This is a genomic window from Streptomyces sp. NPDC046860, assembly GCF_040645115.1.
In the GTDB taxonomy this organism is placed as follows: Bacteria; Actinomycetota; Actinomycetes; order Streptomycetales; family Streptomycetaceae; genus Streptomyces.
Genome location: NZ_JBEYXQ010000019.1, coordinates 35,870 through 50,768 on the forward strand (window position 1 = coordinate 35,870; position 14,899 = coordinate 50,768).

Here is a 14,899-nt window from a genome sequence, read left to right on the forward strand (position 1 = left end):
CCGACCATGGAAACGACTCACGCCCCGGCTGCCTGTTCCCGGCTGAGGAACTTCTTCGCCGCCTCCACCGCTTCCCGGTTGAGTGCCTCGACAGAGACTCCCCAGTTGTCCTCCCAGCAGTCCAGGTTGTACGCGCAGTGGACAAGAGGTTCGAGTTCTATGGGGTAGCCGAGGCCGTAGGCGATGTCCGCCCGGATGATGTGGGTGCCGGCGGCGGGATCCAGGGATCCGTCAGCGATCTGGCCGGCGATCCAACAGGCATGAGCCCACTTCGCGGCAGGATGCTCCGCATGACCTTGCCCACCCCCGAGCTGCACACCGGTCGTCTGCGACTACGGCCGTTCGCCGACACCGACGCGACCCCGCTCTACGAACTACACAGCAACGCCCACGTGCTCCGCTACTGGGACTCCCCGCCGTGGACCGATCCGGCCCGCGCCCAGCGGTTCATCGCGACCTGCCGGACGATCGAGGCGGAAGGCACGGGAGCACGGGTGGCCGTGGACCGCGCCTCCGACGGAGCGTTCATCGGCTGGTGCGGCCTGACCAACTGGAACCCGGACTTCCGCAGCGCGTCCCTGGGCTACGTCTTCGATGCCGCCACATGGGGCCACGGCTACGCCACCGAGAGCGCGCACGCCGTCCTGCGGTGGGCGTTCGAAACGCTCGACCTCAACCGCGTCCAGGCCGAGACGGACACCCGCAATGTGGCGTCGGCCCGAGTCCTGGGAAAGCTCGGTTTCGTCCGCGAGGGCACCCTCCGCGAGGACTGCGTGGTCAACGGCGACGTCTCCGACTCCTGGGTCTTCGGCCTTCTCCGCCGTGAGTGGCACCCGACAGCCACACCCACAGCCAGCCAGTAGGGCCGAGGCCCGTACGGTCGGCTCGTCACGCGGGGCCGGACACGTCTCCACGTCTCAGGGCGGCGGCCACGGTGCTGGTCGCGGCGAGGCTGCCCAGCAGGACCAGCGTCACGCCGACCCCGAACAGCCCGGTGGCGTCGTCCGACCAGTCGTAGAAGGCGGCGATGGTGAGACCCGCCGTCGTACCGACCACCACGCCCGGGACATGGCGCCGCAGCACACCCCAGCACACCGGCACGAGCAGGGTCAGCACCAGCCCGATCACCTGCCACGGCTCGTACGGGCCGGTCGAGGAGCCGTCGGGGTGCATGTCCCGCTGCTGGTCCCAGCCGAGCCACGCCGCCCACAGCGCGGCGGAGACGACGGCGTAGAGCACGAGGGGCAGGGGCCGGGCGGCAGACTTCTTCAGGTAAGCACTCATCATGGCTTCAGCGTCCCCGCTCGCCCGTCAGGTCGGCAGCGGGCGCGTACTCAGTTGTGGCTGAGTAGTTGATTGACCACCGGCATGAGTACGTGATCACCGGGTTCGCAAGGCCCGCGGCCGGTGCAGGTCTGGCCGTGCGGCTGGTTCGGTTTCGACCGGCCCAAGTCGTCCCTGACCCACCCTGCGACACGGCGATGAGTTTTCGCGGCCCGGGGAGTCCCATGACTGTCATCGGCAACGCAGGAGGAGACACGTGCCCCAGCTGTTGAGAGTGCAGAACTTCACCGTCTCAAGTGACGGCATCGGCGCCGGCGAGGACCAGACGCTTGAGAACCCGTTCGGTCACGGCATCGATCCCGCGAAGCTGTTCTCGTGGGCCGGCGCCACGGCGAGCTGGCCGATGCGCACGGACCACGGGGGCAGCCGGGGCCTCGACGACTACCTCACGCGGGATTTCGCACGGAACATCGGCGCGGAGATCATGGGCCGCAACAAGTTCGGGCCGCAGCGCGGGCCCTGGGCAGATCACGAGTGGTCCGGCTGGTGGGGTGACGAGCCCCCGTTTCACACTCCGGTGTTCGTCATGACCCACCATGAGCGTCCCTCGTTCACGCTCTCCGACACCACGTTCCACTTCGTCGCCGGCGAACCGGCCGCGGTCCTTGAGCAGGCACGAGAAGCGGCTCAGGGCAAGGATGTCCGACTCGGCGGCGGAGTCAGCACCGTCCGGCAGTTCCTGGATGCCGACCTCGTGGACACCATGCACGTGGCGGTGTCCCCGGTGAAGCTCGGTTCCGGACTGCGGCTCTGGGACTCCCCCGATGAGCTGCTCGACCGGTTCCACCTGGAGGTCGTACCGAGCCCCAGCGGTATGACGCACCATCTGTTCTGGCGAAAGTGAGACGACGACTCCACGCCGTGCCCCCAGTGGATTGAGCGTGCCGCCAAGAATGACGCTGGCCGCAACCGTCACGGCGGCCCGTAGCTACCGTCACCGGCTGGCACAGCGGTGAGCGCACCAGTGTGATTCCCCGTCATCGGCTACGACGACGCGGAATCGTCACCTCAGCCACTCGCCCGCCGCCTCATTCCTCTCAGGGACGTCAGCGGCGGACGGGATCAGTTGATCACCTGTGCTGTCAGAGGTTGGCGCAGGTGTTGCCGAAGGCCGGGTTGAGCAGGGCGAGCACGTTGACCGAGTTGCCGCAGGCGTTGATCGGGATGTTCACCGGGATCTGCAGCACGTTGCCGGACAGCACGCCCGGGGAACCCACGGCAGCGCCCTGCGCGTCGGCGTCCGCGGACGCCACGGCGGAGCCGCCCAGCACCACGGCACCGGACGCGATCAGCAGACCGGCGCCACGCATCGCACGAGCCATCATGTTTCTTCTCCTTCACAGATCTGGCGGCGGATCTGGCCGCCCGTCCGGCGCGCTGTTCGCGTCGGACGCCGGTAATCCGGGCCGGAGCTGCACAAGGATGGCCCTATTGATACGCATTCACCCGAAAGGCGCAAAGCGGCCATGCGCGCGAGCTTTCAGGTCATGGAGGGGGCGGCCACCTCGATGGCGGTGGCCGCCCTTTCCGTTACTCACCAGCAGGCCGGATCAGTACCAGTATCCGGAGTGCCAGCAGCCATCGCTCCACCAGCTGTTGTGCCAGCGGTGGTGCGAGTAGCCATGCCCGTCGTGGTACCGGTTGTGATGCCGGTCGCCGCGCCAGTGGTCATGCCCGTAGCCATGCGAGCCGCGATGGCCATCGCCTCGGTCGCTGTGATGCTGACTGTGTGAGGCAGGCGCCGAGGTGGGTGTGGATGCCGCAGCAGTACCCGCCGTGCCGATGGCAGCGCCGCCGGCCAGCATCGCCCCGGCCGCCGCGAGGACAGCGAGCCGCTTCATCTTGAGTGGGCGCATCGGGTGCATCTCCTCCCGAATCTTGAGGACTCTCTGCCTGTGATTCGGACCCAGGAGCGCTACGGTTTGACCATTTTTGCGTCTTTTCTCGGTCATCGAGCCACGGGGCGACGTGAAGCGCAGGCGGGCCGGCAGCGGCATCCGCAGGGCCGTCCACTACGAATTCCCAGAAGGTGATCCGTCATGAATCTCGATGCCCACCGTTTCGGCTGCGCCTCGAGCGACTCCGTCGAGGCCATACGCGCACGCCTTCGCGAGGTGTGCGTCGCATGGACGCTTCGTCGTGCGGGCCACCTCCGCTCCGTTGTGAGAGTGGAAGTCAGCGACGCGGGGCGAAGTTTCGACACCGAGCGACTGCGGGCCAGGTGGAGACACCCGTCGTTCACGCTGGAGGAATCCGGCCACGGCTGATCCCGGAGCCTGCCGGGCATCACCACGCACCCGTTCGCGAGCGATGGTCCTCGCACGACAGGCGAGGACGACGCGCGGGCAGGGCCGAACGGACGCAGTCCGCGGCATCGCGATGCCCAGCGGGTGCGCAGGCGCTGCCTGGAGGCCAGTCTGGAGGCCAGGGCCGAGGTCGGTGACGCGCGACGGCGGGAGAGGACCGGCACGTATGCACCAGAACAGGTCCGCCGCCGACCAGCGTTTCGACAGGTACCTGACCGAGGCCGCGCATGGCAGCGAGGAGGCGTTCGCCCTGCTGTACGACGGCCTGTCCGGCGCGGTGCGGGGCCTCGTCCTGCGTGTGGTCCGCGACGCGTCTCAGGCTGAGGAGGTCGCGCAGGAAGTCATGATCGAGGTCTGGCGCACAGCGGCCCGCTTCCGTCCCGAGCGCGCGTCGGCGCGGACCTGGGTGTTCGCGCTGGCGCACCATCGCGCTGTGGACCGGGTGCGTTCGGCGCAGGCGGCCTCGGAGCGCGAGCGTAGGGCTGCCCTGTGCAACAGCGAGCGACCGTTCGACATGGTGGCCGAGCTGGTGGAGGGCCGGGACGAGCAACGTCGGCTCTATCGCTGCCTGGCGGCGTTGAACCGCGAACTGAGAGTGCCGCTGGTGCTGGCCTACTACGAGGGCCTCACCTACGACGAGGTGGCCCATGCCTTGAGCAGACCGGCCGGCACCGTGAAAACCCGCATGCGCACCGGTCTGCACCGTCTGCGTGAGTGTCTGGAGGCCGGGCGATGAATCACGAACCCGACCTCCACGCATCCGTGGGCGCCTACGTCCTCGACGCGCTGCCCCCGGACGAACGGGCAGCGTTCGAGAACCATCTCGCTGCCTGCGCCGCCTGCCGAGCGGAGGCGGAGCAGCTCATGGCGGCGATCGTCGGGCTCGCCGAGGCCGGCGCACTGCCCCCGGACGACACCCTGCGCGCTCGCGTGCTGGAGGAGATCCACCACACGCGGCAGGAGGCTCCTGTCCGGCGTGCGAGCCGCGGGCAACGGCTGCTGCCCTGGGCGCTCGCCGCGTGTCTCGCGGCGGCAGTGGCCGGTGGGTCGATCGCCTGGTGGCAGCACGAGGAGGCGCGCGACGCGGATCGTACGGCCCTGCGCGAGGAACAGCGCGCGAACGCCCTGGCAGAAGTGCTCACGGCTCCTGACGCCGTCCTGCGTACGGGCGCGATGAGCAAGGGCGGACAAGCGAGCGTGATCGTCTCGCGGCGGGAAGACAAGACGGCCTTCGTCGCGTCTGGTCTGCCGGCTCTCGGCCAGGAACGGGTGTATCAACTGTGGTACGCCGACAACGGCGTCTACCGGCCGGCCGGCCTGCTGTCCGGATCGGGCGGCGAACAAGCGCGGGTCCTGCTCGGCGCCCTCGGCCGTGCCACGGCCGTCGGCGTCACCGCCGAACCCGCCGGGGGTTCACGACAGCCGACCAGCACGCCCCTGACCATCGTCGAGCTGTGAGGCGTCCTCCGCGCCCTTCCTCGTCACCGGGGTTCTGCGGGGTCAGCCACGAGTGACACGCCACAGCCCTCGCACGAAGGTTCGTCATCGGTGTGAGCGGTCATGCGGTGCGCCAGGCCGTCCGCGGTGACGGAGAGCCAATCCCGGAGCGTCAGACCGTCCACACCCCACCAGGCGTCACGGGCGACCGCTGCCAGCACAGCACACAGCCAGCAGCCCGGCACAGGGACGAAAGCATTGGCGGGTGGTGGCGTGGACCCCGAACGCTCGTCATCCATGCGGGGGCTCCCCTCTCTCTACACGTCCTGGACCGTGCGCCGGGCAGTCGCCCGGTGGCTGCCGACCCCATCAGGACCGGCAGCCACCACGGGCAACCGCACCGGGACGCTTTCGTCGAACGTCCCGGTCGGCAGTCGTCGCGTCGATCGCGGGTCAGCTCTTGGGCATCAGGACGGTGTCGATGATGTAGACGTTGGCGTTGGCGGTCTTCACGTTGCCGCAGACGACCTTGGCGGAGTCGTTCACGGTGTAGGACTCGCCCATACCGGCGGTCATGACCTTCGACTTCTCCAGGGTGTCGAAGGAGCCGTTCTCCAGGTCCTTCGGAGCCAGCTTCTTGCCTACGACGTGGTAGGTCAGGATCTTGGTGAGCTGGGCCTTGTCGTTGAGGACCTTGTCCAGGGTGGCCTTCGGGATCTTGTCGAAGGCGTCGTTGGTCGGCGCGAACACCGTGATGTTCTGGGCGTTGTTCAGGGTGTCGACCAGGCCGGCCTTCTTGACCGCCGAGACCAGGGTGGACAGCGCCGGGTTGTTCGAGGCGGCGGTGGCCACCGGGTCCTTGGCCATGCCGTCGAACGAGCCCGCCCCGTCCTTCGGCACCGAGGAACAGGCCGCACCGAACGGCTCGTCCATGCTGCTCGCCCCGGCGCCGGAGGAGTCGGTCGTGCCAGCGCTCGCCGACGCCGACGCCGACGTCTTCAAAGAATCGGACTTCGCGGAGTCGTCGCTGCCGGAGCAGGCGGTCAGGGCCAGCGGCATCGCGACGGCGGCGGCGAGAAGGCCGACGGTGCGACCGGTACGGGTGTTCATCTCAGTCTCCAGTCCAGGGCTGCAGCACGACGCTGCCGTTCAGAAGCGACGCGGAGGAACGACACGGCCCACAACTCCCGCCGGCCCAAACGGCAGACTGCCGCCGGCGATCGGTCCGGTCCTCCTTCACGCGTGGAATCCGTTTCCGCAGCCGGCGCGGATTGGTCAGATCACCCTCAAGGGTGAATCGCGCGTGCAGGTACGGGGCGATGCCCATACGCGTGCTCATGGTGGCCGACGCGAACGCGGCCCGGCGCGACGAGGACCACAATGCCGCGCTGCACACGGTCTACCGGTCGTTCGGCGACGTCCGGACCACGGACGAGGTTCTGAGCCTGATCAGACCGCATCCGAGCTGACAAGCACCCTCACCCGCTTACTGGCGTACTCACACAGGTGTGCTCTCGGGTGGGCCGGCAGGCAGGTGCGTTGCGTCGTGGCGTGCCTGGATGCGCGCGATGACACGCTCCCGCCCGAGCTTCTTGGCCTGGCGGAGCTTGGCTTCGGCGGCGAGCATGGGAATCCAGAACAGCCAGCCCCACAGGCTGAAGTCCAACACCCCGCTCCACACCAGGGCCTTGTTCAGGCTCAGCGCTGCGATGAACGTCAGTACGTACGCTGCGACCCGGTGCGCGAGAAGCAGGCGCAGTGGCGCGTTCCAGGGCCCCTGGAGCAGCTCGACCGCCGCGGCGAGTTCAGCGGCCTGGAGGTCTTCCCCAGTGTCCTCGGCGGACTCGCCTCGGGCGGCTCGCCGTAGCGCGTCGGTGACCAGCACGCTCTGGTCCGCGGTGGCTTCCTGCTGTGCTACCCCTTGAGCAATGGTGACGTTCAGGTCGTCCCAGTAGCCCCGTCCGGCCCAGCCCGTCACACTGTCGACTCGCGCACGTTCGGTGGACCCCGGTGGGGCCAGCTCTTCGATCCGTTCCTGCAGGACCACAGCGTGGCGCGCCCGCCCCGGGTAATCGAAAGAGTCCGAGCGCAGACACAGTTCCAGATAGGACACCAGGAGTCCGAGGTCGTCCGCCGCCAGTTCGAGGCCCTTCCGATACGCGGACTCAGCCTCACGATCGTGGTCCTCGTCGTCTTCCGCGGCATGTGCCTGTCCGAGCCAGCGGAAGAGGACCGGGTCCGGTCCGTGTTCCTCCAGCCCCGCTTCGGCCGCTGCTCGCACAGCCCCGTAGCCACCCACGGCGAAGAGTTCTGAGCATCTCTCCACGTACTGCTGCTGTTCCACGTCCCCACCCCAGCTGTTCGAGCAAGCACCTTCCGACGTGATCAGTGCTGGTGTCAATCACTGCTTGATCACAAACACCGGATCGCGGCACTCGCACGCAGTGTCGCGGCAGCCGCCTGAGAAACTGCCCGAGCCAGTCGGCGCGGGCGATCAGCGAGGAACGTTCAAGGTGCATCACGACGATCAGCCAGTGAATCCTCCGACCGCGCTGTCGCCGGAGCGCGGCAGCGAGATCAATCAGGTGGTCGGCCGGATCACACGATGGGCGACGGGACGCGGAGACATCGTCGGCCTGCTCTTGGTCGGGTCCTGCGTCGGCAACACCGCGCAGCCGGACTCCGACGTCGACGTCGTCCTACTCACCACGGATGAGTCCCTGTATCTACGGGAGGATGGCTGGGCCGGGGAACTCGGGCTGGGCGAACTGATCCGCACTCAATCGTGGGGACCGATCACAGAACGACGCTTTGCCACGGCTTCTGGCCTCGAAGTCGAGCTGGGCATCGGTTCGCCGACCTGGGCCAAGACAGATCCTGTCGATCCGGGGACGCATCGGGTCGTCACCGACGGCGCCCGGGTCTTGTACGACCCGGCAGGCGTCCTTGCCGAGCTTCTCGCCGCCTGCTGATCAACCAGCGGCTCACCGACGGGTCCTCGGACTCTTGCGACCGGGGAGCAGGGCGGGTTGTCGTTGCCGACCGCCACACTGCACCGGCATGACTGCGGAGCGAAAACACGTTGGCCGGTCCGCCTCGGAGCTGCGACGATGACCTCCGTTTCTTCGGCGGGGGATGTTTGTTCGTTTTCGTGTGTGCGGGGTGCGGTGCAAGGCTCACCGTCCCGCTGTCCCAGGTCGCGCTGCCGGTCCACGCGCATCAGAAGTACGGGAACGGGATTCAGCTGCCGGTGCTCATGGAGTCGGGCACGTTCGCCGTGAACCCGGAGCCGTTCGGGCCGCCGTGGCGGAGGTGGGACGAGATCGATCCGGACGAAGCGGCGGCCCGCCGCGTCCACGCGCCGGACGACGCATGGTCCGAGTGCGCGCCCGGCCCGATCGTCATCGCACCCGGGGACGCGCGCGGCACCACACTCATCCCGGAGGCGGCCGGCGGCTACTGCTGCGGCCTGGACTGGGGTGACGGACCCAACATGGCCTGTGAGGCATGCGGCCTGCCCGTGGCGAACCGGATCGACGACTGCTCCCTCTGGCAGGCGGTGTGGCTCGCGCCGGAGGCCGTGCGCCGCGTCGCCGTCGATGGCACCGAGAGCACGGCGCTCTCCTGGGCGGAGCTGCTGTTGGAGGGGAAAGCCACGCACCCGGTCGAGCCGATCACTCGATGGGGTTCGCTGCTCGGGCTGGACCACTGGTGGTCATGGAGCCCGCGGTGGGAAGCGGCGGTCGGTCAGGCGCTCGCTCATCTGCTGGCAGCCTCGGACGGTTTGCCCGTGACCGTCCCGCACGGCCTGCCCACGGAGGTGTTCCAACGCGCCCTCGATGCCCTGCTGCCGCCGGGCCTGCCTGCGCGGCACGCCGTTCTGGCCGGACCGGGATTGCCCGTGCCCGACACGAGCGCCGACATGCTGCTCCTGCCGACCCACCCGCAGACTGGCGAGCTCTGGAGACCGACCGGCCCGGCCGCGGCCGCGTACCCGGTGCCACTGCCGTTCGGGGTGTGGTTGTGGCTGGCCTTCCCCAAGCCATACCTGAGCCGACCCGCATCGGGAACCATGCCCGACGGCGTTCTCCGCGACGACCCGCCCATGCCGCGGCCCCATCACTCGTTCCGCGCCGACCCGGGCACCTTCCGGAACACCCTGGTCCGGCTCCCGGCCGCCCGCAGCTTGTGGCTGCGCGAGATCCTGGAGAACATCACGCGGTACATGCAGGCTGGCATCTTCTAGCCGACGGCCGACCGACGGGGGGGCGGCTGTATCGCCCGACCTTGTACCTGTCCCTACACCGTGACCGTGCTGCTCAGCGGAGCTGCTCAGGAGCCGGGAAGCGGGAACGCGTTCCGGACGCTGCTGGGCCGGCACATCCGCAGGCTCCCGCGGTCGGCAGCCCAAGCCTTCAACAGCGTGCGGCACCACCCCTTGATCGCTGCCGAGCTTGCTGATTGGCTCGCCCGCATGCCTGAGTTGGGACCCGTCGCATGGCCCCCTGCCCCGATCCGGACCGAGAGGCTCGTGCTCCGTGAGCCTGAAGCGCGGGACCGTGTGGCGGCCATCGAGTTGTTCGCCTCGCCCGAAGTAGGCACCTACATCGGTGGTCCCCGGCAGCGAGAGGAACTTGAGCGGACCATGCCCGAGACTCCCACGCGGCGCCCTGGCCTCTTCGTGGCCGAACTCGGCGGGGCGATGATCGGGATCGTCACGCTCGACCGGCGCGACCCGAAGCATCCCGTGCACGTCCACCCCGGAGCCTCGGAGGCCGAACTCGGCTACCTGTTCCTGCCGCGGTCCTGGGGACACGGTTACGCCGCGGAAGCATGCGCGGCTGTACTGGAATGGTGCGCCGGGGCGCTGCCCGGCGAGCCGGTGGTGCTCACCACTCAGACCGCCAACAAGCGCTCGATGCGCCTCGCGGCGAAGCTGGGGTTCACCGAGGTGCAACGGCACGAGGACTGGGGTGCCGAGCAGTGGTTCGGCAGTTGGTCCAGGGCCGTGCCGCCCCGCTGAGATCGCCCTCCCTGGTGACCGTCAACGTCTCATCACATCGGCTCCCGGCACCGGAGGTTATCCCCCTCCCGAACCTGAGGTGCGCCGGATCGTCCCCGCTTTGCGGCCGGACCTAGGTTTTGGCCATGCCTCCGACTTCACTCATCCGACTCGCCATAACGCTATCCGCCGCCATCCTGCTCGCCACAGGGACAGTCACCGCCAGCGCCCGGCCCGCGGATTCCTCGGCCTCGCTGGACCAGTTACGCCGGGACACCGAAGCGATCCACGCCCTCGGTGTCAGCGGCGTGCAGGCTCGTACGATCGCGCCTGACGGTCGGCAATCGGTCGCCACCAGTGGCACTGCCGACCTGCGCACCGGCCGCCCCCTCTCCCCCGACGGGTACTTCCGTATGGCCAGCACAGCCAAGACGCTGGTCGCCACCGTGGTGCTTCAGTTGGAGGCCGAAGGCCGGCTGTCCGTGGACGACACCGTGGACCACTGGCTGCCCGGAGTGGTGGAGGGCAACGGCAACGACGGCAGACGGGTCACCGTCCGTCAACTGCTCCAGCACACCAGCGGCATCAACAACGTCATGCCCGGCTACACCACGGCGGACGAGTACTACCTGCAGCGCCACGACGTTTACAGCCCCGAGCAGTTGGTGGCCCGTGCCATGACTGACGTGCCGGTCTTCCGGCCCGGCCGGGGGTGGGCGTACTCCAATCCCGGATACGTCCTGCTCGGCATGATCGTCGAGCGGGCCACCGGTCACCCCGCGCACCAGGAGATCGAGGACCGAGTCCTGCGCCCGCTCGGCCTCGATCAGACCCGCTGGACCGGCACCTCCGCCACCCTGCCCCGGCCGCACGCCGAGGGCTACCAACTCTTCAGCCCTGACTCCCTGGTGAACGTCACCGATCAAGTCGCCGTGGACCACGAGACCTCGTTCGCCACGACCACGCGGGATGAGAACCGTCTTCTCCGCGCGCTGCGAGGCCCGCGAGTTCACGGAAACTGAAGGACTTTCCGTGGGAACCCGAGGGCGGCGGTGGTGCTCTCGTGGGTTCGTGCCCCGGGTTCATGCGAACACACGGGGTGATGCAGAGCGGGCCCACCCCTGGGTGCCTTCCCTGAAAACAGTGCTGACACCGTAGGAGTCATGAGAGCAGAAGGAACGACACCGGAACCGGAAACCTCTGTGCAGAGTGGGCTCACATCTCTGGGTGAGGTGGCGTGTCGTTATCAGGCGGATGAGATACGCCCGGAGGATCTGCCGATGATCGCTGCTGAGGCGCTCGCAGCCGGACTGGACACCCCGACATTGTGCGAGCTCGCCGGTTGGCCTCGCAACGCGGATGCCCGCGATATTCGCGAAGCGTTCGAGCAAGCACTTGCGGAGTCCGGGATCGGGCTGCCGGATCGGGGCCTGGCACGGCGCCACGCTCTGCGCCGGATGGCGGCGAGACTCGTCGCTGGAGAGATGACTCCCGCCGACCTGGCGACGGACGACTGGTGGGAGACGGAGGTCGAGACCGCGGCGGAGCAATCGTTCGTGGCGCTGATCCCGCAATGCGATTGCTGCATCGAGTACACGTTGGGGCTTGACCAGCAGACATGGGCGGCCCAGTTGCGGAATGCTGCTCTCGCCCTGACATCGTCTCCGCCGATCGAACCCGGATGCTGACTCTGCCTGGCGTGCTCATCCTCAGCAAAGGCGTGAACCGGTCAAGCAGACGTCACTGAAGTGGCTGTTCAGCGGCCTGGTGCAGCAGAGCCCGTGCGGAGTCCGCGTAGCGCATCGCGGTCTTCTCATCGAGGCCGAACACCTCAGCGAGGTGGAGTGGGTCGGGCCCGTGCGTCAGGGCCTCTTCGAGTTGGCGGTCGACGCGGAGCCGCTCCAGCGTCGCGTCCTGCCCGCGCATCGAAGCGCTGATCCAGTGGTTGCTGGCGCGGCTGGTCCTGGTGGCGGTCTGGTTGTTGATCAGCAGGTGGAGGTTCGCGGTGTTCGGCCACCGGTTTCGCCGGTGCTCCAGCCAGTCCAGCAGCAGCTTCAGGGTAAGCTCGTCGAGCGGGCGGACACGTCCGGCGATGGTCAGCCGACGGTTGCCGATGTCGAGGTCGTCAAGCATGAGGTTGGCGATCTGGGCAACCCGGGCGGCGTGGACCGCTGCGAGGGCGAGGATGAGCCGCGTCGCCGGGGTGGTGGCCGCCGCGACGGAGCGATCGACCTGCTCTGGGACGAGCGGTTGCAGCACGGCGTACTCGTATTGCCCGACCTTGATCCGACTGGTGGGGTTGCGGAAGATCAGCCCGTTCCGCTTGGCCCAGGTGAACAGCGAGCGCAGGGCGACGAGTTGGTCGTGGCGCTGGTGGCCGTGCAGTGTCTTGATGTAGGTAAGGACGTCATCGCGGGTCACCTCACGCAGGTGGTCGTAGGGGTTCGACCATTCCAGCAGGGCCGGGCGGACCCGGTTGAGGTAGAGCCAGACCGTGCCTTCCCGCCGCGGGAGGCTGCGGGGGCCGCCGTCGCGCAGGAGGCGGGTCCAGCGCTCGGCCTCCGAGCGGATGCCGGGCGCGAGACCCTCCAGCCTCTCGGCGAGCCAGCGTTCGAAGGAGGGTTCGCTGTCGTCCTCGAAGATCCCCATCTTGTCCAGGACCGTGACGGTGTGGCCGACCGGTAGGTCCAGGGCCCGCAGCGGGGCGAAGATCTCCGTGTGCCGGATGACGTCGCCCTCGACGTGGCCGGTGAGGACGAGGGCCAGGCCCCGGTTGACGGCGAAGCGGATGTTGCGTCCCCACCCGCGGGTCTCGGCGAGCCGGTGGGCGAGGTACTTTGCCCAGGCTAGCCATGGGCTGGCCAGGGCGAGCCGGCTGTAGTCACGGGGGATCTGTGCGAACAGCGGTAGCTGCCGCCAGCCGGGATCCGGGCGCCTGGCCGGTGCAGGAGGCGGCTTGCGCGTGGCTCCCCGCCGTCCTCCGCGCGTCCGAGCCGCGAGGGTCGGTCTCCTGCGGTAGTGCATGCCGACGAAGAACAGTTGATGATGCCGGACGGCGGCGAGCCGGCCCCGCACGTCCGTCTCGTCCATGGGCCGGCCGACGACGGCCTTCGCATTGAGACGGGCCTGGCACCAGCACAGGCGGCAGTAGTTCCACTTCAGCGGCTGGTCGCGGCGGCAGCCAGTGCATACGGCCGCGTCGTGGCCGCGGCCGAACATGTAGCAGGTGGGGCAGAGACGGCCGCTGAAGTTTCCCCAGGCCAGGCAGCTGTCGCAGGAGTCGGTGGGCTTGACGTAGCCCTTCGGGAACCGTGCCACCGGATCACTCCGGCGGCAGCGACCGGCCGTCCCGGCGCTTGGGGATCACCTTCGGTGCGGCGGTTCCCGCACCGACCGCGGCCCGTTCCATTTCCTCCGCCTGGCCAGGGCGGCTGACCTTCTCCGGTTCGGGGATCAGCAGGTCTCCCACCTCGCAGCCGAGGACCACGCAGATGACGTCCAGGTCCTCCAGCTTGAGCGAGACCGGCTGGCCAGACCACAGCCCGGACATCTTGCCGGCCGAGATCACCAGGCCATGCTCGGCCAGGCTCCGCTGGAGCTCGGACGCCTTCCAGATACCCTTGCTCGCGGCGGTCAGCCGCAGGTTCCACCTCATCGGGCCAGTCCTTCCAGCCGCCTCGCGGCCCGTTCCATCCCGGCGACCCAGGCGTCCTCGACCCGGGTCTGCTGCACGTGGATATACCGCATCGTGGTGGCGATCCAGGAATGTCCCAAGACCTCCTGGATTGCGATCAAGTCCAGCCCATTGCCGTAGAGTTGGGACGCGCAGAAATGCCGCAGGACGTGCGGTGTCAACCTGTCCGTCCAGCTCGGCAGATGAGCCTGGACCGCGTTGTCGAGCCCGTTGCGCAGGGCGTCGTCGCCGACCCGGCGGGCGGAGCCGTCAGTGTTCTTGCGCTCAGAGGGGAACAGCGGGGCACCAGGGCGAGTGTGATCGTCGTCGAATTGGCCCCACACGTCCTCGATGAACCACCGCACTGTCCGGTCGGCACCATTGATCAGCGGAACCATCCGCTCACGCGGACCCGAGCCGCGGGCCCCCTTACCGTGACGGACGTGGAGTTTGCCGAAGCGGCCCAGGTCCCACTTGATGTCGTCCAGGTCGAGCCCACACACCTCGCTCACCCGCAGGCCGACCTGGGACATCAACTTCGAGGCGGTGTAGTTCCGGGCGGTCGGGGCGAACTTCCGGCAGGTGGCCAGCTCGCGGCCCCAGGCGGTGAACAACGTCCCGATCTCCGGCTCACTCGGCGGGATCCGCAGCTGGGCGTCCTTGGCCCCGCGCGGCCGGTTCATCTCGTCAATCGGGCACTCGACCACCCGGCCGGTCATCCGATGGATCTCGACCTTGTGCCGCAGCTCCAGGAACATGAAGTACGTGCTCAGCGCCTGCGACCGGCCCAGCCGAGTGCCACTGGGCGACTGCCGCAGCACCTTCCCGAAGTACACGTCCGCATCGGCGGGCTCCATGTCCCACAGCGGCCGGCCGAACCAAGACCTGATCTGATCCAGGTGACCGACGTCGCCGCGGATGGTACCGTCCGCCAGACCTGCCGAGGCCCGTGCGAGTACGAACCCTGACAGCACATCGGTCTCGAACCGCTCCAGCTCCTCCGCCGACGCGGGCGCCCAGTGCTCACGCAGGTCCCGTACGACTGACAGCGCCGCCAACCCGAGCCCCCTCACCTTCGACCCGACTGCAAATCGGTCGGACGAGATGAGAACGCTTCAAGAATCCCGAAGTTACGTC

At 68.4% G+C, this 14,899-nt stretch carries 19 protein-coding genes; 10 read left to right on the top strand and 9 right to left on the bottom strand.

All coding sequences use genetic code 11. From position 1 onward, the window contains the following. Nucleotides 1-17 precede the first annotated feature (17 nt). On the bottom strand, nucleotides 18-317 hold the full coding sequence (locus ABZ898_RS23960) for a hypothetical protein (RefSeq protein ID WP_361662425.1): 300 nt from the start codon (nucleotides 315-317) through the stop codon (nucleotides 18-20). Between ABZ898_RS23960 and ABZ898_RS23965 the strand changes: the two genes are divergently transcribed. Beyond that, nucleotides 291-863 (top strand): GNAT family protein, encoded by a 573-nt coding sequence (locus ABZ898_RS23965; RefSeq protein WP_361662428.1) that lies wholly within the window; start codon nucleotides 291-293, stop codon nucleotides 861-863. The two genes, ABZ898_RS23960 and ABZ898_RS23965, sit on opposite strands and share 27 nt — an antisense overlap. A 25-nt stretch (nucleotides 864-888) precedes the next feature. Here the strand turns inward: ABZ898_RS23965 and ABZ898_RS23970 are convergent, their stop codons facing one another. Continuing rightward, a complete protein-coding gene (locus ABZ898_RS23970) occupies nucleotides 889-1,284 on the bottom strand; it encodes a hypothetical protein (RefSeq protein WP_361662639.1) in 396 nt (131 codons plus the stop codon). A 256-nt stretch (nucleotides 1,285-1,540) separates the two neighbouring features. Between ABZ898_RS23970 and ABZ898_RS23975 the strand changes: the two genes are divergently transcribed. Beyond that, nucleotides 1,541-2,188, top strand: a complete 648-nt coding sequence (locus ABZ898_RS23975; protein WP_361662431.1) for a dihydrofolate reductase family protein — start codon at nucleotides 1,541-1,543, stop codon at nucleotides 2,186-2,188. A 238-nt stretch (nucleotides 2,189-2,426) separates the two neighbouring features. Here ABZ898_RS23975 and ABZ898_RS23980 read toward each other — a convergent pair whose 3' ends face one another. Both ABZ898_RS23980 and ABZ898_RS23985 read right to left on the bottom strand, forming a co-directional pair. Then, entirely contained in the window at nucleotides 2,427-2,669 is a 243-nt protein-coding gene (locus tag ABZ898_RS23980; RefSeq protein ID WP_361662434.1) for a chaplin, read from the bottom strand. A gap of 225 nt (nucleotides 2,670-2,894) precedes the next feature. Next, nucleotides 2,895-3,200, bottom strand: a complete 306-nt coding sequence (locus ABZ898_RS23985; protein ID WP_361662436.1) for a hypothetical protein — start codon at nucleotides 3,198-3,200, stop codon at nucleotides 2,895-2,897. A 616-nt stretch (nucleotides 3,201-3,816) separates the two neighbouring features. Here ABZ898_RS23985 and ABZ898_RS23990 point away from each other — a divergent pair. Beyond that, the gene (locus ABZ898_RS23990; RefSeq protein WP_361662438.1) at nucleotides 3,817-4,386 is read left to right on the top strand and encodes a sigma-70 family RNA polymerase sigma factor; all 570 of its coding nucleotides are present in this window, start codon (nucleotides 3,817-3,819) and stop codon (nucleotides 4,384-4,386) included. Further along, nucleotides 4,383-5,108, top strand: a complete 726-nt coding sequence (locus tag ABZ898_RS23995; RefSeq protein WP_361662441.1) for an anti-sigma factor — start codon at nucleotides 4,383-4,385, stop codon at nucleotides 5,106-5,108. The genes ABZ898_RS23990 and ABZ898_RS23995 overlap by 4 nt, the downstream gene beginning before the upstream one ends. A gap of 432 nt (nucleotides 5,109-5,540) precedes the next feature. On the opposite strand, the gene ABZ898_RS24000 is transcribed toward ABZ898_RS23995, so the two are convergent. After that, nucleotides 5,541-6,197: a fasciclin domain-containing protein gene (locus ABZ898_RS24000; protein WP_361662444.1), complete on the bottom strand. Its 657-nt coding sequence runs from the start codon at nucleotides 6,195-6,197 to the stop codon at nucleotides 5,541-5,543. Nucleotides 6,198-6,406: 209 nt separating this feature from the next. On the opposite strand from ABZ898_RS24000, the gene ABZ898_RS24005 reads away from it, so the two are divergent. Continuing rightward, nucleotides 6,407-6,556: a hypothetical protein gene (locus ABZ898_RS24005; RefSeq protein WP_361662447.1), complete on the top strand. Its 150-nt coding sequence runs from the start codon at nucleotides 6,407-6,409 to the stop codon at nucleotides 6,554-6,556. A gap of 29 nt (nucleotides 6,557-6,585) precedes the next feature. Here ABZ898_RS24005 and ABZ898_RS24010 read toward each other — a convergent pair whose 3' ends face one another. After that, nucleotides 6,586-7,431: a hypothetical protein gene (locus ABZ898_RS24010; RefSeq protein ID WP_361662450.1), complete on the bottom strand. Its 846-nt coding sequence runs from the start codon at nucleotides 7,429-7,431 to the stop codon at nucleotides 6,586-6,588. 169 nt (nucleotides 7,432-7,600) lie between these two features. On the opposite strand from ABZ898_RS24010, the gene ABZ898_RS24015 reads away from it, so the two are divergent. From ABZ898_RS24015 to ABZ898_RS24035, 5 genes are all read left to right on the top strand, one after another. Beyond that, complete coding sequence (locus ABZ898_RS24015; RefSeq protein WP_361662453.1) at nucleotides 7,601-8,059, top strand: nucleotidyltransferase domain-containing protein; 459 nt, start codon at nucleotides 7,601-7,603, stop codon at nucleotides 8,057-8,059. 167 nt (nucleotides 8,060-8,226) lie between these two features. Next, entirely contained in the window at nucleotides 8,227-9,333 is a 1,107-nt protein-coding gene (locus tag ABZ898_RS24020) for a hypothetical protein (RefSeq protein WP_361662456.1), read from the top strand. Between the two features lie 228 nt (nucleotides 9,334-9,561). Further along, complete coding sequence (locus ABZ898_RS24025; protein WP_361662459.1) at nucleotides 9,562-10,110, top strand: GNAT family N-acetyltransferase; 549 nt, start codon at nucleotides 9,562-9,564, stop codon at nucleotides 10,108-10,110. A 125-nt stretch (nucleotides 10,111-10,235) separates the two neighbouring features. Further along, a complete protein-coding gene (locus tag ABZ898_RS24030) occupies nucleotides 10,236-11,111 on the top strand; it encodes a serine hydrolase domain-containing protein (RefSeq protein WP_361662462.1) in 876 nt (291 codons plus the stop codon). A 258-nt stretch (nucleotides 11,112-11,369) separates the two neighbouring features. Beyond that, entirely contained in the window at nucleotides 11,370-11,777 is a 408-nt protein-coding gene (locus ABZ898_RS24035; RefSeq protein WP_361662465.1) for a hypothetical protein, read from the top strand. 52 nt (nucleotides 11,778-11,829) lie between these two features. Here the strand turns inward: ABZ898_RS24035 and ABZ898_RS24040 are convergent, their stop codons facing one another. From ABZ898_RS24040 to ABZ898_RS24050, 3 genes are read right to left on the bottom strand one after another with little or no spacing between them, the layout of a single operon-like run. Further along, nucleotides 11,830-13,407, bottom strand: a complete 1,578-nt coding sequence (locus ABZ898_RS24040) for a hypothetical protein (protein WP_361662468.1) — start codon at nucleotides 13,405-13,407, stop codon at nucleotides 11,830-11,832. Between the two features lie 4 nt (nucleotides 13,408-13,411). Beyond that, nucleotides 13,412-13,744, bottom strand: coding sequence for a helix-turn-helix transcriptional regulator (locus tag ABZ898_RS24045; RefSeq protein ID WP_361662471.1), 333 nt, complete (start codon nucleotides 13,742-13,744; stop codon nucleotides 13,412-13,414). Next, nucleotides 13,741-14,820: a site-specific integrase gene (locus ABZ898_RS24050; protein ID WP_361662474.1), complete on the bottom strand. Its 1,080-nt coding sequence runs from the start codon at nucleotides 14,818-14,820 to the stop codon at nucleotides 13,741-13,743. Before ABZ898_RS24050 ends, ABZ898_RS24045 begins: the two co-directional genes overlap by 4 nt. Nucleotides 14,821-14,899: the final 79 nt, after the last annotated feature.